This is a genomic window from Oligosphaera ethanolica, assembly GCF_030814695.1.
GTDB lineage: Bacteria > Verrucomicrobiota > Lentisphaeria > Oligosphaerales > Oligosphaeraceae > Oligosphaera > Oligosphaera ethanolica.
The window spans coordinates 582,951-606,982 of record NZ_JAUSVL010000001.1; the positions used below are offsets into that span (position 1 = coordinate 582,951).

The 24,032-nt window shown below is 60.7% G+C and carries 18 protein-coding genes; 7 read left to right on the top strand and 11 right to left on the bottom strand.

The window, feature by feature from the left end; translation table 11 throughout:
• Window positions 1-403: 403 nt before the first annotated feature.
• From J3R75_RS02025 to J3R75_RS02035, 3 genes are all read left to right on the top strand, one after another.
• A complete protein-coding gene (locus J3R75_RS02025; protein ID WP_307259639.1) occupies window positions 404-2,083 on the top strand; it encodes a dihydroxy-acid dehydratase in 1,680 nt (559 codons plus the stop codon).
• A gap of 60 nt (window positions 2,084-2,143) precedes the next feature.
• Window positions 2,144-3,976, top strand: coding sequence for a glycoside hydrolase (locus tag J3R75_RS02030; RefSeq protein ID WP_307259640.1), 1,833 nt, complete (start codon window positions 2,144-2,146; stop codon window positions 3,974-3,976).
• A 558-nt stretch (window positions 3,977-4,534) separates the two neighbouring features.
• Entirely contained in the window at window positions 4,535-5,386 is an 852-nt protein-coding gene (locus tag J3R75_RS02035; protein WP_307259641.1) for a P-loop NTPase family protein, read from the top strand.
• Window positions 5,387-5,527: 141 nt separating this feature from the next.
• Here the strand turns inward: J3R75_RS02035 and J3R75_RS02040 are convergent, their stop codons facing one another.
• On the bottom strand, window positions 5,528-8,191 hold the full coding sequence (locus J3R75_RS02040; RefSeq protein ID WP_307259642.1) for a tetratricopeptide repeat protein: 2,664 nt from the start codon (window positions 8,189-8,191) through the stop codon (window positions 5,528-5,530).
• 162 nt (window positions 8,192-8,353) lie between these two features.
• On the opposite strand from J3R75_RS02040, the gene J3R75_RS02045 reads away from it, so the two are divergent.
• Window positions 8,354-8,548 carry a hypothetical protein gene (locus J3R75_RS02045; protein WP_307259643.1) on the top strand — a complete coding sequence of 65 codons (195 nt, stop codon included), beginning with the start codon at window positions 8,354-8,356 and terminating at the stop codon, window positions 8,546-8,548.
• A 625-nt stretch (window positions 8,549-9,173) separates the two neighbouring features.
• A complete protein-coding gene (locus J3R75_RS02050; RefSeq protein ID WP_307259644.1) occupies window positions 9,174-10,523 on the top strand; it encodes an MATE family efflux transporter in 1,350 nt (449 codons plus the stop codon).
• Window positions 10,524-10,642: 119 nt separating this feature from the next.
• Here the strand turns inward: J3R75_RS02050 and J3R75_RS02055 are convergent, their stop codons facing one another.
• The 6 genes from J3R75_RS02055 to J3R75_RS02080 form a co-directional block, all read right to left on the bottom strand.
• Window positions 10,643-11,056 carry a type II toxin-antitoxin system VapC family toxin gene (locus tag J3R75_RS02055; protein ID WP_307259645.1) on the bottom strand — a complete coding sequence of 138 codons (414 nt, stop codon included), beginning with the start codon at window positions 11,054-11,056 and terminating at the stop codon, window positions 10,643-10,645.
• On the bottom strand, window positions 11,053-11,316 hold the full coding sequence (locus tag J3R75_RS02060; protein ID WP_307259647.1) for a DUF6364 family protein: 264 nt from the start codon (window positions 11,314-11,316) through the stop codon (window positions 11,053-11,055). Before J3R75_RS02060 ends, J3R75_RS02055 begins: the two co-directional genes overlap by 4 nt.
• 194 nt (window positions 11,317-11,510) lie before the next feature.
• Entirely contained in the window at window positions 11,511-12,476 is a 966-nt protein-coding gene (locus tag J3R75_RS02065) for an acetylxylan esterase (protein ID WP_307259648.1), read from the bottom strand.
• 77 nt (window positions 12,477-12,553) lie between these two features.
• Window positions 12,554-13,327 carry an HAD family hydrolase gene (locus tag J3R75_RS02070; protein WP_307259649.1) on the bottom strand — a complete coding sequence of 258 codons (774 nt, stop codon included), beginning with the start codon at window positions 13,325-13,327 and terminating at the stop codon, window positions 12,554-12,556.
• Window positions 13,328-14,338, bottom strand: a complete 1,011-nt coding sequence (locus tag J3R75_RS02075) for an aminoglycoside phosphotransferase family protein (protein ID WP_307259650.1) — start codon at window positions 14,336-14,338, stop codon at window positions 13,328-13,330.
• A 45-nt stretch (window positions 14,339-14,383) separates the two neighbouring features.
• Window positions 14,384-14,659 (bottom strand): hypothetical protein, encoded by a 276-nt coding sequence (locus tag J3R75_RS02080; RefSeq protein WP_307259651.1) that lies wholly within the window; start codon window positions 14,657-14,659, stop codon window positions 14,384-14,386.
• 721 nt (window positions 14,660-15,380) lie between these two features.
• Between J3R75_RS02080 and J3R75_RS02085 the strand changes: the two genes are divergently transcribed.
• The gene (locus J3R75_RS02085) at window positions 15,381-15,674 is read left to right on the top strand and encodes a hypothetical protein (protein WP_307259653.1); all 294 of its coding nucleotides are present in this window, start codon (window positions 15,381-15,383) and stop codon (window positions 15,672-15,674) included.
• Between the two features lie 109 nt (window positions 15,675-15,783).
• Here the strand turns inward: J3R75_RS02085 and J3R75_RS02090 are convergent, their stop codons facing one another.
• From J3R75_RS02090 to J3R75_RS02105, 4 genes are all read right to left on the bottom strand, one after another.
• Window positions 15,784-17,334, bottom strand: a complete 1,551-nt coding sequence (locus tag J3R75_RS02090) for a sulfatase-like hydrolase/transferase (protein WP_307259654.1) — start codon at window positions 17,332-17,334, stop codon at window positions 15,784-15,786.
• Between the two features lie 52 nt (window positions 17,335-17,386).
• Window positions 17,387-19,720 (bottom strand): right-handed parallel beta-helix repeat-containing protein, encoded by a 2,334-nt coding sequence (locus tag J3R75_RS02095; protein ID WP_307259655.1) that lies wholly within the window; start codon window positions 19,718-19,720, stop codon window positions 17,387-17,389.
• Window positions 19,721-19,852: 132 nt separating this feature from the next.
• On the bottom strand, window positions 19,853-20,611 hold the full coding sequence (locus J3R75_RS02100) for an SDR family NAD(P)-dependent oxidoreductase (protein WP_307259657.1): 759 nt from the start codon (window positions 20,609-20,611) through the stop codon (window positions 19,853-19,855).
• A 430-nt stretch (window positions 20,612-21,041) separates the two neighbouring features.
• A complete protein-coding gene (locus J3R75_RS02105) occupies window positions 21,042-22,028 on the bottom strand; it encodes an SGNH/GDSL hydrolase family protein (RefSeq protein ID WP_307259658.1) in 987 nt (328 codons plus the stop codon).
• A gap of 208 nt (window positions 22,029-22,236) precedes the next feature.
• On the opposite strand from J3R75_RS02105, the gene J3R75_RS02110 reads away from it, so the two are divergent.
• Entirely contained in the window at window positions 22,237-24,012 is a 1,776-nt protein-coding gene (locus J3R75_RS02110; RefSeq protein ID WP_307259659.1) for a hypothetical protein, read from the top strand.
• Window positions 24,013-24,032 lie beyond the last annotated feature (20 nt).

Consider the following 24,032-nt stretch of genomic DNA (forward strand, 5'->3'; position numbering starts at 1 on the left):
GACAAAAGACAGACGATCCGACCGATCCGACCGATCCGACCGATCAAATCGACGATCCGTCCGATCCGTCCGATCCGTCCGATCAGTCCGCGAAGAAGACAGAAGACAAAAGACAGACGATCCGACCGATCCGACCGATCCGACCGATCAAATCGACGATCCGTCCGATCCGTCCGATCCGTCCGATCCGTCCGCGAAGAAGACAGAAGACAAAAGACAGACGATCCGACCGATCCGACCGATCCGACCGATCCGTCCGATCAAATCGACGATCCGTCCGATCCGTCCGATCCGTCCGATCCGTCCGCGAAGAAAACAGAAGACAGACGATCCGACGGATCAGACCGCTCCGCCTACAAAAACACCACCCCTGCCTCTCCCCCTGCCACTCTCTGGAGAAACCATGAAGAATTCCTGTTCGCAAGCCTGGCTCAAGCCCGGCAGCCGCCAATGCCTACTGCGTCGCGCCCTGGTCAAAAGTATGGGCTACACCGACGCCGATTTGGCGCGGCCCATCGTCGGCGTCATCAACACCTGGGCAGAAACCAACCCCGGCCACTACAACTTCCGGCAGTTGGCCGACGCCGTCAAGCGCGGCGTCTGGGCCGCCGGCGGCTTCCCCCTCGAAGTCAACACCATGTCCATCTGCGAGGTCTTCTTTGACATCTCCAGCATGATCTTCCGCAATCTGCTGGCCATGACCACCGAGGAGCTCATCAGCCGGCATCCCTTCGACGGCGTGATCCTCCTGGGCTCCTGCGACAAAAATGTCCCGGCCCAGCTCATGGCGGCGGTTTCCGCCAACAAGCCCATGCTATTCCTCCCCGGCGGCCCCATGCTTCCCGGCAACTACAAGGGCGAAAGCCTCGCCTGCGGCACCGACAGCTTCAAGCTGTGGACCCAATACCAGGCCGGTGAAATCGACGAGGAGGAGCTCAAGAACGTCGAAGGCTGCCTCTATGGCAGCGTCGGCGCCTGTCCCATCATGGGCACCGCCAACAGCATGCAGTGCGCGTCGGAATCCCTCGGGCTGGCCCTGCCCGGCAGCGCCTCGGCGCTGGCCGTGTCCGCGGAAAAAATGCGCTACGCCGAAGAAAGCGGCCGGCAGATCATGACCCTCATCGAGCGCAGCATCACCCCCAGGGACATCGTCACCCGCGAGGCCATTGAGAACGCCATCACCGTCCTCATGTCTTCGGGCGGCTCCACCAACCTCATCATTCACCTTACCGCCATCGCGCGCCGCGCCGGCATCGACCTGCCCCTGAGCGAATTCCAGCGCCTCAGCGACCGCACCCGCGTGCTCGTTGACGTCAAGCCGTCCGGCAAAGGCACCGTCGGCATTGAATTCCACCAGGCCGGCGGCGTGCCCGTGCTGATGAAGGAGCTCGAAGCGCTACTGCACACCGATGTCATGACGGTCACCGGCAAGACCCTCAAGGAAAATCTCGCCGCCGTGCCGCCGCCCTACCGGCCGGACGTGATCGTGCCTTTCGACAAGCCCTTCCGCCCCAACGGTGGCATCGCCGTCCTCCACGGCAATCTCGCCCCGCGCGGCGCAGTCATCAAGCGCTCCGCCTCGTCCATCACCCGCTTCCGTGGCGAAGCACGGGTCTTCGACACCCTCGCCGAGGCGGAAAAGTACCTCCTCGACGACGACTCCGACATGGACGAGAACAAGGCGATCATTCTCCGCGGCTACGGCCCCAAAGGCGCGCCCGGCATGCCCGAGTTCGGCAATTACCTGCCCATACCCCCCAAGATGTACAAACGCGGCGTCACCGACTTCGTCCGCATCACCGACGCGCGCATGAGCGGCGGCGCCTTCGGCACCGTCGTCCTCCACGTCTGCCCGGAGGCCTGCGCTGGCGGGCCCCTCGGCGCCATCCGCAACGGCGATATCATCAGCATGGACGTCGACGCCGGCACCCTCAATGTCAATCTCAGCGACGACGAAATACAGCGGCGCCTGCAAGCCATGACCTTCGCGCCCAAAGAAGAATTCAAGCGCGGTTTCATCCGCCACTATATCGACTCGGTGCAGCAAGCCGATCTCGGCTGCGATTTCGATTACCTGCAGTAGCCACCAGCGACACCCGTTCACCAGTATATGCTCACCAGCGACCGTCCACAGGAGAAGACGATGTTCCATATCGACAACCAGCAGCTGCGGATTTCCTTCAGCGCCGAGGCCGGCATCAGCGTCAGCGACAAGGCCAGCGGCGCCGTCTTTACACAAGTGCCCTGCCCCTACACGATCAGCGACGCCGCCGCAGACGAACAGTCCATCAGCTACACGGTCCATGCCGGCGGCCTGCCCATCAGGGCCCGTCTGGCCTTCGCCGGCGAAGGCGAAATCACCCTCGACCTCGAGGCCGCAGGCCCCATGACCGGTGACATCGCCTACCCACCCGCGTGGCAGATGGCCGCCAATGACGCCGGCGTCTACCCCATCGGCACCGGCTTCGCCTTCCCCGTCAACGACCCGTCCATTCGCGTCCCACCCGAAATGCCCTTCTTTTCCGGCTCCACCGGCCTGGCGCTCTTCGGCTTCATCCGCGATGGCCACCACGTCTTCACCGGCATCGAAAAGGGCTTCGACGCCGTCATGAAACACGAGCGCAAAGACGACGGGCTACTCTACACCCAAGTCCACTGGCGCAACGAAAAAGGCCAGTTCGGCTACCCACGCCAAAGCCGCTGGTTCTTCGCCAGCAGTCTCGACGATGTCGCCGCCGCCTACCGCCGCTGGCGCGAAAACATGGGCTGGGTCGTTACCCTCAAGGACAAAATCCGCCACACGCCCAGCGTCGCCAGGCTCATCGGCGCCGCCGACATCTGGCTCTGGGACGACAACAACATGAACCGCCTCTACGGCCGCCCGGAGGTCAGCGACGTCACCCCCCGCGATGTCCACCGCGTCGCCAGCGAGATGATCGGCCTCGGCATGACCCGCGTCCTCTGGCAGTCCTTCGAAGGCGAAAACGCCGACGACTGCGCTTGGTTAAAAAGCCGGGGCTTCCTTGTCGGCAAATACGAAGTGTACCGCGATGTGCTCCCCAAGCCCATCGCCGACCTGGTCATCCCCTACCGCAAAAAGCGCAGCGTCAACACCCGGCACTGGCCGGACATCGTCCGCACCACCGCTGATGGCGACTACGCCAAGGCCTGGGCCATCCACGGCACGGACGGCCAAATGCACTACCAGCATGCCGTCTGCGATATCTGCGCCTTGCGCCTCACCATGGAAAATGTGCCGCCGGACATCGCTGCCATCGGCTACGACTCGCGCTTCATCGACGTCCAGGCCGGCGCGGCCCTGACGGAGTGCTACCACCCGCTGCATCCCCAGACCCGCACCACCGCCCAGCGCTACATCAACGCCCAGCTCGACTTCCTGGCTGACATCGGTCTGACCGCCGGCGTCGAAGTCGGCAGCGAAGCGGCCGGCCGCGCCTTCCATTTCTCCGAAGGACTACTCAGCCCGGGCTGCTACCGCGCCGAAGACGCCGGCCGTCGCATGAACACGCTCTACTACGGCGACGACATCCCCGCGCAGATTCACCGATATATGCTCAACCCCTTCTACCGGGTGCCCCTCTGGGACTTGATCTACCACGACTGCACCGTCAGCACCTGGTACTGGGGCGACAGCTCAAACTGCTGCCCCGAACTCATGCCCGTCCGCGATCTCTTCAACGCCCTCTACGGCCTGCCACCACTCTATAGCCTCAACATGAGCCAGTGGGACACGCTCAAAAAAGACATCGCCAAGTCGTACCACCGGGCCACCGCCACCGCCCGCAAAACCGCCCTCAGCCGAATGACGTCATTCGCATGGATTAGCCCAGACGGCATGATCCAACAAACACGCTTCGCCAACGGCGTCACCGTCATCGCCAATTTCTCCGCTGAGCCATACACCCTCGACGACAAAACCGTCATCCCACCCAAAGACTACCTCTGCCGCGAATGACAGCACGGCGACAAGACCGATCTTGGGACTAATCATCGGACGGATCGGACCGATCAGACCGATCAGACCGATCAAGTCGACGATCGGTCTGATCCGTCCGATCCGTCCGATCCGTCCGCGATAACAAGAAAGACGATCAGACCGATCAGACCGCGTAGGGGCGGACCTATGTGTCCGCCCAAATCCGATCGGTCCGATCCGTCCGATCCGTCCGATCCGTCCGCGATATAAGATAGCCAAATTCGGCCCGAAGGGCCGCACCATGCATAACCCTGGGTGAGGCGCCCGGAGGGCGCCGCAACCCAGGGTATAACAGCAACCAAGAATAGCGCCCGGAGGGCGCCACATTGGCCTGGCACGTCGCGTCCCACCGCGCCAGCCAGAGGCATGTCGCGCATCCAGTATCAATAGCTGACCGATTTCCAATAATTTCCTTCTCGCGGGGGCTATGCAAAACAGTAACTATTAGTACATTATTGGGGTCTTAGACACGGGCGGCAATCCGGATCTGCCGGGGCGGGCCGACCCAGCGAGAAACCCCATTCAATGGAGAGCTTCATGGAGACCAAGACATTTCCTAGGACGACAGTTGCCGGCGTGTCCCTGCCCCGAATGCTCGCGGGCACAAACTGGGTCCTCGGATACTCCCATACTGGCGGCGCCGCTGACAAGCTGATCCGCTCCCTCCACACTGGCCCCGAGTCCATCGCCACCGTCATGGAGGCGTTCCTCTTTGAAGGCATTGATGCCGTCATGGGCCCTTTCACTGGCAACGCCCTCATGCAGGACGCCGTCAAGATCGCCGAAGACCGCGTTGGCAAGAAGATGATCATCATCGACACGCCGCCCATGAATGTCAATGACAGCGCCGATGCTCGCCGTGAAGCCGAGCAAATCATCAAGGCCTCGCGCAAATTGGGTGCGACCTTCTGCCTGATTCACCATGCATCCGCCGAGCAGCTGGTCAACAAGAACCTCCGCGCTATGCCGCGCTTGCCGGACTACCTGTCCATGATCCGCAGCGAAGGTCTGCTGCCGGGACTGTCCGCGCATATGCCCGAACTGATCATCTACAGCGACGCCAACAACTACGACGTCGAAACCTACATCCAGATTTTCAACTGCATGGGCTTCCTCATGCAAATTGAAGTCGAGTCGGTTTATCGAACCATCCGCGCCGCCAAAAAGCCCGTGATGACCATCAAGCCCATGGCCGCCGGCCGCTGCACGCCCTTTGTCGGCCTGTCCTTCAATTTTTCCGTTCTCCGCGACATCGACATGGTCACCTGCGGCTGCCTCACCCCCGATGAAGTCCACGAAGACGCCGAAATCGCCCGCGCCGCCATCGAACGCCGCCAGCCCGTCCTCCAGGGCCGCAGCAGCCCCGCCAAAACCGATATCATTAAATAACCCCCGTACCGACTTCTCGTCGCCCCACGGCACGCCGTGGGGCGACAGAGGAAGTCATGGGGTTGCAGAACCCGCAGGGGGAAAGACGCCGCAGCCTGCGGCGCATGATGCTATAGTGGCCCAACGGCGTAACGTGGCCCCTTAGCGGTCCAGGCCATAGCTGGCGCGGATGCCTTCCGCGCGCTGTTTGGCTTCGGCTGATGCCGGCAGGCCAGCGCGAGCCAGGCCCTCGTAGAGCCTCGCGGCTTGTCGCATATCGTCGACACCGCCACGCATTTCGAGGATTCTGGCGGCGTCATAGACACTGCGCACAAAGTACACCCAGTTGCGCTGGCGGCCATTGGCCTGGTCGGCGGTAAACGCGAAGTACAGGCGCAGGTACAAATCCAGCGCCTCGTCGTTCTTCTGCTGCCGTTCCAAGCTTTTTGCCAGCCGGTAACTGGCCATTTCCCGCATGACCATGGCGGCCTGCGGCACGGCCAGAATGGCCTGGAAGCACTGACTGGCCTCATCAAGCATAGTGGGATTCTCGCTGGCCAGAGCCAGGCACATCTCGCCTTGCCGGCCAAGCGCCTGCAGGCCCAAATCGCTATCTTCGCCCCAGTTCCGAGCCCGTACAAAACACGCGCGCGCCTCAGCGTAGCGTTCCTGCTCGCTAAGTATGTCCCCCTTGAGCAATTCGGCCTTCGCCAGAGCCTGGCGCACATCGGCCGCCACGAGCACTGCTTCATCCGTCTTCTTGAAGCGCTCCAGCAGCTGATCCAGCAGCGCCATCGCGCTGTCAAACTGCTGAAGATGATACGCGCAGTAAGCAGCCTCATAGAGGGCCAGGGGCACCAACGGCGACGAGTCGTGGTTGTTCACCAGACGCAAGTAAAAATCCTTGGCCAATTCGCCATTCTGCTGATTGGCATGGTAGTCGCCAACCAGGATGTACAACTCGGCGGCCTGCGGCAATAGCGGAAAACTCTCAAAGAAACTCGCCGCGTCGCGCAGAGCCTCCTCATTGCGCTTTTGATGGAAACGCGTCAGCACTCGATGATACAGCGCCAACGCGACGCTGTCCGTCCCGGGATAGCCGTTGATGATTGCCGTCAGATACGACACGGCCTGATCGTAGGCGCTGGCGGCCCGGGCAGACTGAAAAGCCTCCAGGTAAGCAGCAACAGCCGTAGTCTCGTTTTTGCATGTCCGGGCAAAGTCTGCCAGTATCGTGGCCGCCGCCAAAGCGTCCTGGGGCGTGCGAGCGCCCATACGCAGAGCGATGCCACGCTGCAGCAGCGCGGTCTCGAACTGTTCGTGAGCGGGATGTTCTTCCGCAAACAACTCGTAGGCCTTCGCAGCTTCGACATAACGGGCGAGGCCAAAGAGCACTGCCGCCTGCCGCAAGCGCGCGTCCGGCCCCAGAGCACTTTTGCCGTAGCGTTCGGCGACTTTCCGGTACAGCCCTTCGGCCTGCTCAAAGCGTTTGGCGTCGTTGGCGGTAACGGCCGCCCAAAAGAGCGACTGCGACTGTTCCTCCTCGTTGCTGCCGAATTGCTCGCCAGCCAGATAGGCATCAATAGCCAGGTCGAGCTGCCCGGCCAAAACCAGACTGCGAGCGCGGCCAATCCACGCCTGATAGCGCATTTCCGGCGTCGCCTTGGCATTGTTCACCAGCTCGGCAAAGAGCTCAGCCGCCGTCAAGTAATTGCCCATGTCATGCTGGAGTTGCGCCAGCCGCATAGTCACTGTCGGCAACTCTGGACAATCCGGGTAGGTCTTGCGAATGCCCTCCAGGGTATCGCGAGCAAGAGTCACGCGCTGCAACGCCAGTTGCACATCGGCCAGCTGCAGGAGCGCCTGGATCTTCTGCTCCGTCGTCGTCGCGACCTGCAGGACCAAAGGGAAGAGCCGCAGTGCTTCTTCGTTGTTGCCGGCAGACTTCTCGGCTACCGCCAGTTGGGTCAGCGTCAGCCACCAGTCATTATCGGCCGTCGCCGGACAACGCGGCTGTATCGCCTGAAACACCGCGCGGGCGCCCGGCAGATCGCCATGCTGTACCATGGCGACAATGCGCAGCAAGTCCAAGGCGAGGTCGCGGGCGGGGTCGTCCAGACGACCGATATTGCCCAGCAACGCAATCGCCGCTCCCTGCCGGCCAGTGAGCAAATATGCGTTCGCCAGCCGCCGCTGTATCTCGTAGTTGTCAGTGCCGGAAGGACGGCGGACCAGATAGTCCACCCCCACGCGAATCACCTCTGACCACGTTTCCTGCCGGGCGTGGATATCCATCAGCAAAATCACCGCCCGGCCCTGGTAGCTCTCGGCAGCATCCGCGCTGGTGAGAGGCTCGACCCATTTCTGGCTGTCAGCCACTCGCCCCTGTTTGAAATAAATCTGGGCGCGTAGGTAAGCCAACCGCGCCTGCTGTTCGCGATCACGTAAACCCGGCGAACGCCGTTCATGATCCAGTAGCACCGCCTCGGCTTCGGCAAGCTGCGCCATGCCCACATGGGCCTCCGCCAAGTAGGCACTGGCGTCGGCAAAATCCGGCTCGCGAGTGCCAACGCTCTCCCGATAGCGCTCAAAAAAGGCCTTCGCCACCGAAAAAACGCCCTCGGCCATGGCGTGTACGCCACGCGAACGACTGACTTGCCCCCCCTCGGCCGCCGACGCGCCGTCTTCAAACTGAAAAAAGACCGGATCGTCAGCCGTCGGCGACACCGTGCCAGCGGCGTTTCCTGCCGGCGCCTGAGCCCATAGGGCCGCTGCCACCTGCAGAGCCACCAGCGCCCATAGCGCCCTCGTTATGCCTGTTGTCACCACTGATACACCCGCGATCTGGGGGAAAAAATACCTGCCGGGCCAACACCTCGTCAGCGCGTCGCGCCCTCAGGCAGGACTGTATTATGCATAAACAAACCGATAATGTAGTTCATGTTCCGACTCAGACCAACACTCAGCGCCAGAGATGGTAATGGGTCAGTGTACACCCCGGCGCTTCGCTGGGACAATTTGCAGGAAACCCACGGCCCGCCGCCGCCCAGCCATTCGACCTTGATTTCCGCCGACCTTTGCGGCAGCGTGTTTCATAGGAGTAACCACCCCGTGGGGAAAACACCGGGGACAATTTGCAGGAAACCCACGGCCCGCCGCCGCCCAGCCATTGCACATAGGTAGCTAACCAGGCAGCGGATTTCATAGGAGTCATTGATAACCAAAACTGTGGTGCCTCTACGAGGCACTGCCTGTTGGCAGGCTACGTCCCCAGGCTAAAGCCTGGGGTTAAGCATGGTTAAGCGCCTACGGCGCAAAAACATGGATATTGAATGATGGTGGTTTTGGGCCCGAACCTGACCAAGCAAGTCGTCAGATCGGCCAAGTTCGGCCCGGAGGGCCGTACCATGCATAGCCCCGGATGAGGCGCCCGGAGGGCGCCGCAACCCGGGGTATGATAGCACGTTAGAATTGCGCCCGGAGGGCGCCACATTGGCGAGGCACGCCGCGTCCCACGCGCCAGCCAGAGGCATGCCGTGCATCTGTTATCAATGGCTAACCGATTACCCAACGACTCGCTTAGCCACCCGCCCGGTCATTGACAGAGCCTGCACAGTCATTACATTAGGCGCTTTCGCGCCAACATAACTCAGCGATATCTGCGGATAGAATATTGCCCTTATAATGATCTGCGTCCATCGGCGCCATCTGCGGATAGCCCTCCCCAAAAAACAATCTGCGGCAATCGGCGCCATCTGCGGATAGAATTTTCCCCTCCCCAAAAAAGCAATCTGCGGATACGTTCTATATGCCCCCCACCAAAGTGAATCTGACCTCCGGGCACCTCTTGCGTGCCCTCTTCAGCCTGGCGACGCCGATGCTCGTCCAGGCTTTTTTGCAGAATCTGCAAAATATGATCGACCTCTATTTTGTGGGCAAGTTGGGCAGCCCGGCAGTCGCGGCGGTCAGTGCCTCCGGCAATATTCTCTTTGTGTTGACGCCGGTGCTCATGGGTGCCTCCATGGGCACGATCGCGCTGGTATCGCGCTTCACGGGCGAAGGCAATCACCGCCTGGCGGCGCAGACTGCCGGACAAAGCGTGCCCATCGCCATCATCTTCGGCATCATCATCGGCATCATCGGGCAGTTTTTCGCGCCGGACTTTTTCCGCTGGATGAGCATCCCAGACGACGTCACCGCGCTTGGCCTGCCCTACCTGCGCATTCTGCTCTTCACTAGTTTCACCATGTTCGTGCTTTTCCTGGGCAACGCCGCCATGCAGGGCGCCGGCGACGCTTGGACGCCCATGAAGATCATGGCGCTAGCCAACGTGCTCAACGCCGTACTGGATCCGCTGCTCATCTACGGCATCGGCCCGTTCCCGACAATGGGCGTCAACGGCGCCGCCTGGGCGACGGCGATCTCCCAGGCCGTCGCCGCCGTAACCTCTCTGCATCTGCTGGTCAGCGGCAAAGTCCACTTGAACATCCGCTTTCGCGACTGGCTTCCTGATCCCCATCTGTGCTGGCGTATTACCCGCATTGGCGTACCCAGCTCCGGTCAGATGCTCTTGCGCAGCCTCATGAATGCGACCCTCTACAGCATTGTCGCGCCCTTTGGCACCTCCGTGCTCGCAGGCTACAGTGTCGGCACGCGCATCAACATGATGATCCTCATGCCGGCTTTTGCCTTCGGTAATGCCGCCGCAGCCATGGTCGGGCAAAATCTCGGCGCTCAGAAGCCCGACCGGGCCGTCAAGGCCGCGTGGCTGGCCGTGGGCGTCGAAGCGATCATCATGGTTGTCGCCAGTCTGCTACTGGTCTTCTTCGCACCGCAGTTCATCGCCTTCTTCGCCTCGGAAGACCCCGAAGCCATCCGGATCGGTGCCGAATACTTCCGCATCGAGGCGCCATTTTACATCTGTAGTGCGCTCAGCATCATCCTCAGCCGCGCGCTGGGCGGCGCCGGTGCCAGCGTCGCGCCCTTTGTCATCAACGCCTTCACGCTCTGGGGCGTGCAGGTTCCCGCCGCGGTTTTCCTCTCCCAGCGCTATGGTACCATCGGCATTTGGTCCGCCATGGCTGGCACGCAGGTCATCCACGCCATCATCGTCGGCTGGTGGTTCAACCTGGGCCGCTGGAAGCACAAAAAGGTCTGACCTGCAGCCCCGGCAGCCGCACATACAAGAGGGCTGCCTCGCCGATGGCTCATCCCGCTTCAGCGCCCGCGCGTGATATTGCCCGCGTAGTAGCGTACGAAATAAACTGACAGCGTGGCTTAATGGTGAATATCCCAGTACTCTCGCGGAGTAATAATTGGCAGGTAATGATGCGAAAAGTGCGATGGATTGCGAGTCACAATGCATTGCGCTTTGGCATGCACTGCCGAGAAAGTCTGAATAGCGTCTTCAAAGTCTTTACATGGCATATCGACTGCCAATCGGAGAATCGTATCGTCAAGCGGTTCAACGGCAAAGACATTCAGAGCATGACGCACATAATCAAGTGCCTTGATGCTGCCAACCCGTTTTCGCATTATGAAATGCATATTGTTCAGCGTGATGGCTGAAATCACGCCTCGAATCCGCCCCTCCTCACAGTCGGCCCAAAGGCGTACCGCATCGGGCAAAAATTCTTCCCGATGCAACATCACATCAAGCAGAATATTCGTGTCAAGAAAAACTATTTTCATTTGACACCGTATTTCTCACCCATGCCATCTGTGAGTTCATCGTGGTAATCCCAATCTTTCGGGGTCACCGGCAAGGCCGCGCCCATTTCAAGAACGCGGCGCGTTATCGGTGGCAGGTCCGGCATAGGCGGCTCGATGTCGTTCAGTGCCGAAATGAAGTTCGCAACCATTGCCGAAACGCTGGTTTTGCGATACTTGGATATTCGGCGAGCCTTGGCAATGACAGCCGCATCCATACTCAATGTCAGTTTGCTTGTCATATGTACCTCCTTACGTATACCTTTTCTCAAGATTATACGTCTTAGCCGGAAAAAATCAAACAAAGAAGGTACGAAATAGTATCAACTTTTCTTTTTTTGCCTTACTTTACTGACACGCGTCCCGTGCGGCGACCAGCCGTCGTCGCACGGGGTGCGCTGCAAGCGCCTTCGAGCGCGCTAAAAACCGTCGCGTTTCAGAGCAGTCCCAGCATGAATTGGAAGACCCGGTCGCTGTGGCCGGGCAGGCCCTCGTGGCCGAAGTCGGGGTAGGACACGAAGCTCTTGGGCGAGCTGATCTTGTTGTAGGCAGCAAACTGGGTAGACGGCGGGCACACCGTGTCGGCGAAGCCGACGCCCAGCATCACCTCGGCGCGGATGCGCGGGCAGAGGTGCTGGATATCGATATAGCCCAACTTGGTGAAGGTCTCGGCCTGCCGTTCGTGGGTGGGATCCGTATGGCGAAAATACTCGCGTAGTTCGGCGTAGGCGGCCTTGTCCTGCTCCATTTCCCAGATGCGCTGATAGTCGCTGAGGAAGGGATAGCTCGGCGCGGCCTTCTTGATGCGCGGCACCAGCGATGCGCAGGCCAGCGTCAGTCCACCGCCCTGGCTACCCCCCGTGCAGCCCACCCGATCGGGATCGACCTCCGGCATGGCCATCACAATCTTCGCCAGTTGCGCGCAGTCGAGGAAAATCCGCCGGAAGAGCAATTTCTCGGGCGCATCGTCAAGACCGCGGATGATATGGCCATGAAGAGTGTTGCCCGTAGTGCCGCCGACGTCTTCGGAGAGGCCGCCCTGCCCCCGGCAATCCAGCGCCGCGACCACAAAGCCCGCTGCAGCGTAGGCCAGCTTGTCCTGCCACTGGCCGCAATCGCCGGAATAGCCGTGAAACTGCAGCAGTGCCGGTCGTTTGCCGCTGACGCCGCGCGGCTTGAGCAGCTTGGCATAAATGCGTGCGCCGCCGACGCCCGTAAAGCGCAGGTCATAACACTCCGCGTAGGGCGCCTGGAAGGCCGCCGGCGTCAGCTCGACCTGGCTATCAATGGCGTCCATCTCGGCAAGGCTACGGTCCCAAAACGGGTCAAAATCCGCCGGTTTCGGATTCCGTCCCTGGTATTGCAGCAGGCGTTCCAGGGGCATGTCGAACATCAAAGCCATGGCTCGTTCTCCTTTTGTACGCAAAACAAGACTTAACACCAACGCCACGCCGGACTATAGCCGGCGCGATGAGAAGATCAGTCAGTTACGCCGCCATTGCGACGCATGGGTTTCTTGCGCAGGAAGTCTATCGCCGTCGGCAGCTCCGCGAAGTCGTAGATGATATAATCGGGCTCCACGCCGTCACGGCTTTGCTCGCCCTGGTTGCTGCGGAAAAAGACAGTCTGCATGCCCATTTTCTGCGCGCCATAGACATCGCGATACATGTCATTGCCCACGAAGATCACGTTCTCCGGCGGCAGCTGCATCGCGTCCAGAGCGACTTGGTACAAGCGCGGATCGGGTTTGCGGAAGCCGTGGCTTTCCGAGATGACAATAGGCGAAAAGAAACGCTCCAGCTTCACCGCGCGCAGCTCCGGCAGCGCCCAGACACTCTGGCCATCGGACACTGCCGCCATGGGATACTTGCCATGCAGGCGTTCCAGAACAGACTGCACGCCCGGATAGAGCTCCAGCCGGAAACGCGACGCCGCGCGAAACAACTCCGCCAGCACCTGCGGCAGGCAGGCCCGCTTCTCCTCCGGCAACGCCGGGAGCGCCCGCCGACCGTGGGCGCGCAATATGGCCCGAAACACCGCCACGACGTCGATCTCGGGATACGCCTCGGGGCTGTTGCGGCGCTGATCACGGCAACGCTCGAAAAACTCCCGCTTTAATTCCTCGGCCGGCAACTGCACGCCCTGGTAGCTGAGGAAGTTGCTCAGGGTGCGATAGACGTCGTCATTACCCTCGTCGGTGAGGATGTCAATCAAGGTCCCGTTGAGGTCAAAAATAAGGCCCTGCACATCCATTCAGAAGCTCCTCAAGCATTGCTTGGCCTCAGCAATCAGCCACGCTTTGAAGTCTGGCGCGATCCATTCATTGCGCGCAATCCGCAGGAAGGTAATGCCCATGTAGAAGGGCACGCGAGCATTCATGGTCGCAAACGCCCGTTCGCGATCCGGAAAATGGCAGGCGTACTCCCAGAGGAAATGGCCGATGAAACGCTCGGCGGCGGTCTTGTTGCCACGATGGCGCATGTAAAAATAACTCAGCTCGCCGGCTATCCGCCCGGTATCAAAAATGCGGTCGGCGTAATGCAACCGTTCCAGGTCGAAGGAGATGACATTGAGGCCATCACCGAACAGAAAATTGCCAGGCGTGGCATCGCCATGAACATAGACCTGCCGGTCCGCCCACATGCGCGGCTGGTCACGCCAGCGATCGCGCAGCCAGTTCAGTTCATTGAGCTCGTCAGCGTTGATCGCGTTGATTTCCCGCAGCCGCGCCGTCAGGCGATCCATGTACGCGCAGGTCACCGCGAAATCCACCGTGCCGTCAGAAACCGTGCGGTTGTGAAATTCCGCCAGAAAAAACGCCAGTGCGCCCAGCTTGTCGTACAGCAGCTGCTCGTCATTCTGCTCCATCGCGCGCAAAATCACGGCACTGAGCTGCTCGCCATAACAGAACTCCACCACCAGCAGGCAATTGAGCAGATAATTCGCCCCGAGCGGCCGCGCGATATAATGCGGCGAATGATCAAAGCCATGTTCCCGCATTAAAGCCAAATTGCGGAACTCGCGCCCAAGTCGCCGCGCCGCGCGCTCGTAATCCGGTTGCCGCGGCGACAGAAAGAACTTCCCGACCACCCGCCGGCCGCTGCTGGCATCCTCGTAGACATAGACGTCGTTCGACCCCGGCATCATGTACACGCGGTAGTCGATGTCCTCCGTCCCCCCTGCGAGTAGTGGCTGAATATCGTTACGCAGATAGCCATACAAGGGATCATTTTTGGGCAAATGCCCCAGATAATGCTTTTCCATGCCGTCCCGTCTTTTCCTGCTGCCACGCAACAGAGCGCAACGTCCTCAGTCTTTTCCATCAAGTAACAACGCAGTGGATGAATTTAGCATCGGCGACGCCATTCTGCCGGCATAGCATAAAATAATCAGACCGATCAGACCGATCAAATCGACGATCCGTCCGATCCGTCCGATCCGTCCGATCAGACCGATCCGTCCGATCAGACCGATCAGACCGATCAGACCGATCAGACCGATCAGACCGATCAAATCGACGATCCGTCCGATCCGTCCGATCCGTCCGATCCGTCCGATCCGTCCGATCCGTCCGATGATCTTCACTTAACGATTTCCCTGGCGCGAGTTGTTTCAACCAAGCAGCCTTTTCTCGTCGTGCATTTCCGCCGCGAAGCGGCAGAAGCGCTGAAAGCGCGAACTAAGATAGCCCAGGGCAAGCGACGCCGAAGGCGGAGCGACGCCCTGGGTAGCGCGCCATATTGGTCCGTGTTCCTCAGCCTCTTTGGCTTCAGTCGGCGAAGCTGACTGAAGCCAAAGAGGCAATGGAACTCATTGATTGCTGCGGCAATTTTGCGCTGTGACCCTTCATCGCAGGTCTTTTAGGTCGCCCTTTCATGGCTCTTTTCGGGTGGGGGGCTCTACCCAGGGCGGCGCGCCCTGCGGGCGCTTGCCCTGGGCTATCTTAGGCCGCGCCTTTGGCGCTGAAAACAAAAGGCCGCAGGGCCGGCTGGCATCAATCACTCCTGTGAAACCCGCTGCCTGGTTAGCCTCCCATATGTATGGTTCACCACCACCCCAAAAACGTTCATTTTTTGGGCAAAGGTCGGCGGAAATCAAGGTCGGATGGCTGGGCGGCGGCGGGCCGTGGGTTTGCTGCAAATTGTCCCAGCGAAGCGCCGGGGTGTACACTGACCGATTACTAGTCGCCAGCGGCACCCGGCCCGGACCATGTGTCACACGCCGCTGGACACGCTACAGTACTGCCCGAAAAGCGGACCACACCGCCCACCATGAATGTTACGCCATCCAGAGGAGCGACACGATCATGCACGACAGCGAGAAAATTCTGCGGCGACTGCATACTCTCGGCATCCCGGAGCTGACGACGGTGCAGGCCCTCAATGCTCTGCCCGGCAGCTACATCAACTTGGCATGCCGCCTGCCCAATGGCCAGACGGCGAAAATCCTCGACGACAGCAAGTCCTACAGCGCCACCCAGGTGGAACGAACGGACAACGAGCGCTGCTACGGCGTCGCCGCCGATGATGAGCAGCTCGCCGTCTACGAATACGGCTGCAATGGCGCCGACGCCGTACTCGTCGCCTGGATCAAACTGTGACCAACGTCACAGACAAGCCCAGCGCCCGCTTTTGGCCCTGCATCTAACGATCTCCCGTGCTGACTGAGAACGACCCGCCCGAACTGCCCGCCGACTGGCGTGACGCCGACTATGCCGGAGCGATACGCGGCATGGGCATCGCTTCGATTTCCATGTCGGCCTGCATGAATTCGAGCAGCAGGCGCATTTTGAGGTCCCGAGAGTCGGCGTGGTCCCAGAGATTGACGATTTCGCCCGGGTCGGCCTGAAGATCGAAGAGCTCGCCGTGGTCCGCATTGCGATACACGGTGATCTTATAGCGGTCAGTAATCAAGCTGCGGAGGTGAAAAGTGGTAGGATTGTGGTGATTTTCCACCACGACATGCCGCCGTGCGGCCGCGTGGTCGCCGCACCAGTTGCGGCCCTGATCGCGGCCAGTCATGTAGCGCGGAATGTCCAGCCCCATGAAGCCCAGCATGGTCGGCGCCAGGTCCACCGTGCACTGCAGGTCAGCGCAGTCCTTGCCAGCCGGAATCACCCCAGGCAGAGCGACAATCAGCGGCACGCGCAGGAGGTCCTCGTAGTGATGCAGCGCTTTCATGGTCAAGCCGTGCTGTCCCCAGAAATCACCGTGGTCGGAAGTAAACACTACCAGCGTGTCGTCGGTAAGCCCGAGTTCGTCAAGGTGGTCGAGGATCTTGCCGATGTAAGCGTCCATCATGGTGACCATGCCGTACATGGTGGCGATGTGTTTGGCCTTGACCTCCCGGCTGAGCAGATGCGACCCGGCGCCGTGGAGGACGTTGCAGCCCTCGTCCGTGCGATAGGCCGAAAAGTCGGGTTTCAGCTGCTGCGTCAGGGCGAAATGCGGCGGCTTGTCAGCAAACTCGCCGGGCGTGAACTCGGGCACCGTGACTTTCGCCGGATCGTACATACTCGCGTAGGGCTCGGGCACCATGTACTGCGGATGCGGATCGAAAAAGCTCGCCCAGAGGAAGAAACGCTCGCCCTTGGCGTGAAAGCCGTCCATCAGCGCGTTGGTCCGCTCGGCGATCCACGCGTCGTAATGGATTTCCTCGGGTATCTCCCACGCCTGGCCGGCCTGGCGCTGCGCATGCTCCGAACTGGTGTAGCGATCACCAGGCAGACAGCGATGCGGGTCGTTAGGCAGGAAGTACTCCCGCCAGTTCGCGTAGCCCTTCTCTTCCATCCACAGGGCGTAATGCTGGCCGACGTGGCTCTCGTCAGTGTGATTGCGCGCCAGCTCCACGTGGTCAAAACCGTAAAAACGGCCCTGGTAGTTCCGCCAGAATTCCATGTCATGCAGAACGGGGTAGGCTTCCAGCGACGGGAACTCCGGCGTCGTCACCAGCGGCTGGAAATGGGCCTTGCCCACCAGTGCCGTGCGGACATTCGCCTCGCGGTACTCGTCATTCGCCGTCGGCGTGTCTTCCGCCAGCTTGGTGCCCAGGCTGTAGGCGCCATGCTGGCTGGGGTAGTTGCCTGTGAGCCAACTGCAACGCGTCGGCGTGCAAGTCGGATTGACCGTGTAGGCCCGGCTGAAATTCGTCCCCCGCGCCGCCAGGCGGTCGAGGTTGGGCGTGTATACTTCTGGGTTCAGATAACCCAGCGTGCACCAGTGCTGCTGGTCAGAGGTAATGAAAAGGACGTTCTTGGCCATATGTTTTTCTTGCTCCGATCTTGGTTCTGTCCCTCCACCACTACCGCCGGCGTCACTCCACGAATTTCAGACTGCCCATCTGCGCTTCCCAGCCGCGCCACTCGCCGGTTTCCGATATAAATAAACGGATATTGAACGGCAGTTCGCGGCCGATGTCCGGGCTGATGCCCAATGCCGCGAAGGGTATGGCCCATTCGCCCTTCCAGCCCATGGCCGCGCCCCAGCTGGTACGACTCACCTTGCCGCTGAAGACCACGCCACGCTGCAGGGCCTTAGCCATGGCAGCGCCAGCGCTGTCGTCCGCAACGCAACTGACCGCCCCGCCGGCGAAGCCGCGAATGCGCAGCAGCACTGCGCGCCCATCTGGCATCTGCCCCTGGATGACAATTTCCGCGCCGTCGTCTTTCTCCCACGCGTCGCCTTCGCTGATGGCCGTGCCGCGGAAGCGACTCACCTGCAGGTTCACATAGAGATTGGTGGCGTCGAAACCAACCTGGGCGCGGCTCGGCGGCCCGCCCGGCACAAAGGACGTGTCGTCGCGGTCAAGAGTAATGGCCGGCACCGGCCATTCTTCGGCCGTCACAGAAGCGTCAAGAGCCGGTGCGCTCATGGCCTTGGCATAGACCGGACGGTCCTTGGGCGCTTCCGGCGGCGTCAGCGGCACCCACGACTCGATGCGGAAGCCGTCCTTGCCGTCGCCGCTGAAAATGCGGTTGTCTTCCCAGACTTTCGCGGCATTGCGGTCCGCCACGCGCAATGTGCCCTTGACGTAGAGCGTGTTGCCGCTGAAAGTCATGTTTTCCGAACGCTGAAAGGACACCGTCATGTCCTCCTCGGAGATGAAGACGTTGTTGCGCACGATCGTCCCGCGCGTGATGTGGTTATGCGTCGGCCGGGCGACATTGTACGACACGTTGTTTTCAATGACGCAGTCGTAAGACCCCTCGTCCAGATAATAGCCCGAGGCGCCAAAGCCCGCGCCATTCGGCCGGATATCCCGCACCACATTGCCACGGATGACACTCTGGCGAAGATTGCCGTAGATGGCCGCGCCGTCATGCATGACCATCATGGCGTGGTACACCAGATTGTCCTCAATGAGGCACTCTTTGCCGCCGCCACCGATGACGCCCGAATACGGCACGTCGTGGATCACGTTGCGCACGAGTTCGATGCCGTCGCCGCCCATGAGCAGCCCGGCCGCGCCTGGATAGTACTGCCCAAGGTGGTGGATGTGGTTGTTTTCCACCCTCATGCCATTGGCACCAATCCTAACGCCACAGGCGCCAGTCTGCCCCACCTCGCTATCGCGCAAAGCGCCGCCACGGCTGTTTCTCACCGACACGCCAAGGCCGCCGACTTGAGTCACGCGCAGCTTGTCCAGCACGCAATCATGTGCGTAGCGCAGTTCCACGGCGCCATCAAGGTCCGACGAGCCAAAACCCGGCGATTTGAGCGCGCTGGAGCTGCAATGAATGCTCAGATTCTGCAGCGTCACGTCCTTGACCGGCTGATCCTTGTCGCCCTCGACGACGACGATGCGGTCCATCAGTGGCGCAATGACCTCGATGCTGGCCATGTCCTCGTCCGGCAGCGGCCAGTACACGAGTCGGCCGTTGCTGCGGTCAAGATACCACTGCCCCGGCTCGGTCATGCCCTCACGTATATTGTATATAACGTACTTGCGGCGATTGCAGGCACCCATCGGCCACACCGCCGGCGATGACATCACCAGCACGCGCTTCTCTATATCGTGGCTTTCCACGCCAACCAACGACTCGGCCCACATGTGATAAAGCCGCACTTCGGCGTTGTTGACGTCGATATCAGCTGGGACATCGCCCTCTTTGTAGGGCATGACCGTAAGTTCCTCGCGGGTCGGCTGGCGGGCCCAGAACCCGGCGAGCATCGGCAACAGCGGCAAGTCCCACTGGCCCAGATGTTCAAGCGTGTCCGTGCTGTTCGGCCATGTCGCCTTGGTCGCCAGACGGCCATTTACCAGCAAGGCGCGAAAGTCCCACTCGCGTTCCTTCACGCCCGGCAGGGGCACCTGCCAGAAATGCTCGCCATCCCGCGTCCAGCCCGTCAGCTTCCGGCCACCGAAAATGCGCACCGCGTCACGATCTTCACCGACGATGCTCAGGCCCTTGTCGCGCGCGTCGAGGACCAGCGGCTCATCCAGGAAATAATCGCCGGTGTGAACGACGATGCGATGCGGCCCCGCCGGCGCCTGCCGCGCAGCGTCACGCGCGGCCGCCAGCGTGGCAAAGGGCTGGTCAGCGCTCCCGGCGTTAGCGTCGTTACCCGTACTGGCAACATGAAATTCAGCAGCCAACACCACCAAGGGCAGCGCCAGCGTGCAGATACTGAGCAGTCCAATCTTCATCAAGGAAATTCTCCTTCACTGATTGTTTCGAGCCGAGTGGCGCTGGCGCGTGCCGCTGCCGATCCAGCCGGGAACCGACGTGCTGCGCGGCGCGTCGGCTTCCAATTCTGACGACATCAGACTGTAAGCGGTCTACGCCTTATAGCCGCCGCTGCTGCGACCGCCGTCAACCACAAAGTTGCTGCCGGTGGTAAATGCCGCCTTGTCCGAGCAGAGGAAGACAATCATGTCGACGAGTTCCTGTGGCTCGGCAGCGCGGCCAAGGCGCGTAGGCATATTCGCCATGCTGGCGCGAGTCAACACCGGCCCTGGCGACACGCAGCAGGCGCGCACGCCGTAGGGTGAAGCATAGACTGCCAGCGACTTGGTCAGGCTGATCATCCCGCCCTTCGCCGCACTGTATTCCATGGAACTGCTGCCGGTGACGCCGTCCACCGACCCAAGATTGATGATCACGCCGCTCTTTTGCGCAAACATCTGATTGAGCACCGCCCGGCAAAAATAGATCGGGCCCTTGAAATTGACATCCATACCCCAGTCTAGCACCTCCAACGGCATGTCCTTGAAACTCTCTTTGCGCTGGAAGATGCGCCCGGCAAAACCACCGGCACAGTTGATGAGGATGTCGATGCGGCCGTAGTGCTCGACGGTGAACGTCGCGGCGGCCTCGACTTGGCTGTAGTCACGCACGTCGACCAGCTGGCCAACCGCCTCGCCACCCTTGGCGCAGATGCCCGCCACCGCCGCCTGCAGTGCCTCGTTATTGACGTCCGTCAACACCACCTTGGCACCGCCAACAGCCAGATTCTGCGCCGTTAACAGGCCCATGCCCGATGCCGCACCCGTGACGATGGCCACTTTGCCCGTGAAATCCAGTTTTAGATTCAACATGATAATACTCCTAGAATGTTCTCCTAAACCCGACAAATAGTGCCGGGTAACACAAACAAAAATGATCACCAGAAAACAAAAACAATGGTCGAAAAGCTACCCCGCAAGCTCGCATTTACAACCGCCAGCCAACCGAATTTACGATCCGTCCGATCAGACCGATCAGCTGTCTCTTGCCTTATTTCGCGGACCGATCAGCCAGATTCGGCCCAGAGGGCCGCACCATGCATAACCCTGGGTGAGGTGCCCGAAGGGCGCCGCAACCCAGGGTGGAAGAAACATAAAAGGCCAGCGCCCGGAGGGCGCCACATGAACACAAGGTCAGAGCAACCAACACCGGACTGCTGTAACTTTGAGTGCTGAACACGCGACCAAAGACCGATCAGCAATACGATCCGTCCGCGATAAAAAGACCGTCATTGCGCATTGCTTACGCCTGCTGTGCCTCCCGCGCCACCGCCAATGCCGCGAGGATGTTCCGTGCCATGACGGCCGACCCGGCGTCATTGGGGTGAATGCCGTCGGCCAGCAGGCGTTCCTCGGCGGGCAGCACGGCCGGGCCGTCCAGGACTATCAGCGCGGGGAACTGACCTTGGAGCGCCTTGGCGACCTGGCGGTAGTCATCGAGAGTCAGGCCAATGGCGTTCGGTTTGCCCTCCTGAGCCGGACGCGGCACCGTCGTCAACAGGCAGAGTTTGCCGCGGCCGTGGCGATGCAGTGCGCCGAAGATGGCGGCTAGGCCGGCCACATACTCCGCCAACGGACGGTTTTGGGAACAGTCGTTGGTCCCAAAGGAGACCAGCGCCATGTCCCAGTCGCTGTAGCCACTCAGGCATTCTCCCAAGCCAGCCACCGCCGTGGCGCCGCCGACGCTGATATTGACGTAGTCACAGGACAAACCACGGGCCACGATGTCGAAATAACTGCGGCAGAGCGCCTCGGTCGTCATGCCCTGCATGATCGAATCGCCCACGAAAAGCATGCGGCCGCCGGCCGCCGGTACGGGCTCGGCATGTGCACCGTCAACAATGTCGACACTCTCCACGAAGGTCTCCACCAAATGCGGCAGACCAATCTCCACCCGGTGGCGCCCCGCCGGCAGGCCAATGCGAAAATCACCAGACGCCGCGCGCGGCTGCGCCGGCGCGCAGAGCCAGGCGCTGTCGTCATCAATGCGAATGGACAATGCAAACTTTTCCCGCGCCGCCCGGCCGTACGCGACACGGATGCGCACGCTCGGTGAGTCCGTCATCATGGCAATGCGCACGCCCGTGGGGCTGTTGGCGCGGATCACCCGCGCTTCGGTATCGCCATAGAACGCCCGCATGGCCGGCGTGAAGCGGCTGGGCAGAAGCCCGCGCGGGTCGTCCAGAACATCCACGGCGCCGAGAAAAAAACGTTTGCAATCCACCTGCATGGTCAGTCCTGCCTGCTGTAAATGTTGTATTACGGAATATGGTGCGCGCACCACAACGGCAAAATTCCGCTTGTAACCAATAATGCCTTGGTTGCGAGGCGTTATTTAGCGTAACCACTGGCGCCTCACGACCTGCAATACTATAGGCGCCACTGCTTTATTTGGCCGTCATCAACACAGAAATCAGCCCCGTAAAGGACCGTTTCTCATGAGTCATTGGAGCAAAGCTGCAACCATCGGAGTCGTCATGTCCATCACCAACGCCTGCGCCGCCGAGTACTTTGTCGATGCCAGCAATGGCCGTGACAGCAATTCTGGTTTGTCGCCTGCCGAAGCCTGGCAGAGCGTCAGGCAGGTCAACAGCACCGCACTCAAGCCCGGAGACGTCGTCCGTTTCAAGGCCGGCGAAATCTGGCGCGAGTCTCTCCAAGCCAAAAGCGGCGCGCCCGGCCAGCCCATCACTTTTACCAGCTACGGCGAAGGCCCCAAACCCGCCCTGTACGCCAGCGTCGACCTGGCCGCGCCCGACATCTGGACCGACCTGGGCAACAACATCTGGGCGACCAAGGCTGACAGCTGGGATAATTATCGCCCGCACGCCACCTTCGCTCCCGGCGACTGGAATATCTTCTGCGATGGCGACGCCCGCGCCACTCTCGCGGCCTCCAAACATGGTGAGCCGCCAAAAGTCTTCACTATCGACTGCATCAAGCCCGGCAAAGTCGCCACGAATATCCAGCTGAATTATTTCGGCATTCCCCTCGCGCCCGACCAGAACATCCGCTTCCGTTTCCGCGCCCGCGCTAGCAAGCCCTTCAGCATCAAAAACATCGCCCTCATGCGCTCGCACACACCATGGGGTGACTACGGCAAAGTCATCGCCCGCAACACCGACATCGGCACGGAATGGCAGGAGCACGAGGTGCTCATGACCACCACCATCCCGGATAACAAGGCCGACGGCCGCCTGTCCTTCTTCATCGGTGACGCCATCCCCGAAGGCTGCTCCTTCGAATTTGTGCCACTGGGCGCCGAACTCTTCGACCTCCACGGCCTCGACCTAAAGCAAGACGTCGGCAATATCGTGCTCACCCCCATCGGCGAGACCAATCAAATCGCCGCCTGGAAACGCTGGAACACCGAAAGCCTCAAAAAACAAGGCGATTTCTACCACGATCTCAGCGACTCACGAGTCTATTTCTACTCGGAAAAAGAGCCGACCACGCTCTACTCGGCCATGGAAGCCGCCCGCCGCCGCAACATTGTCGCCCTCGGCAAAAACAAGCACTTCATCGTCGACGGCTTCACCATCGCCTACACTGGCGCCCACGGCGCCAATGGCGCCCCGGAAGACTGCGTCATCCGCAACTGCGATTTCCGCTGGATTGGCGGTAGTCTCCTCTACACCCGCAACGGCCGCCCCACCCGCTACGGCAACGGCGTCGAATTCTGGTCCAGCTGCAAAAACATCGTCGTCGAGCACAACACCTTCGAAGACGTTTACGACACGGCCATGACCAACCAGGGGCCCGACGCCGGCCGCATCGTCAATGTCGTCTGGCAGAACAACAAGACTGTCCGTTGCGAGCAGGCATACGAAATATGGCTCAGCCACGAAGAGATGACCGTCGAGAGCATCATCGTCAGAAACAGCACTTTCATTGACTCCGGCTTCGGCTGGAGCCACGAACAACGCCCCGATATCCGCGGCTGTCATCTGCTCTCCTACGGCATGAAATGCAAAATCGTCGACCTCCGCTACGAAAACAACGTCATGATCAACGCCAAAGACGCCATCCTCTGGTTCTCAAATGACCGCGTCGCCGAATTCAAGATCAATAACAACCGCTATATCCAACCCGGCGAAAACCCCGCCGAAGCCAAACTCTTCCGCTGGCCCGGCATCGACAAGGGCGGCATCACCTTCGCCGAATACCAGCGCATCACCGGCCTTGACAGCGACTCGACCCTCAGCAATAAGTAAACCTCCCTTCTTTTTCAGCC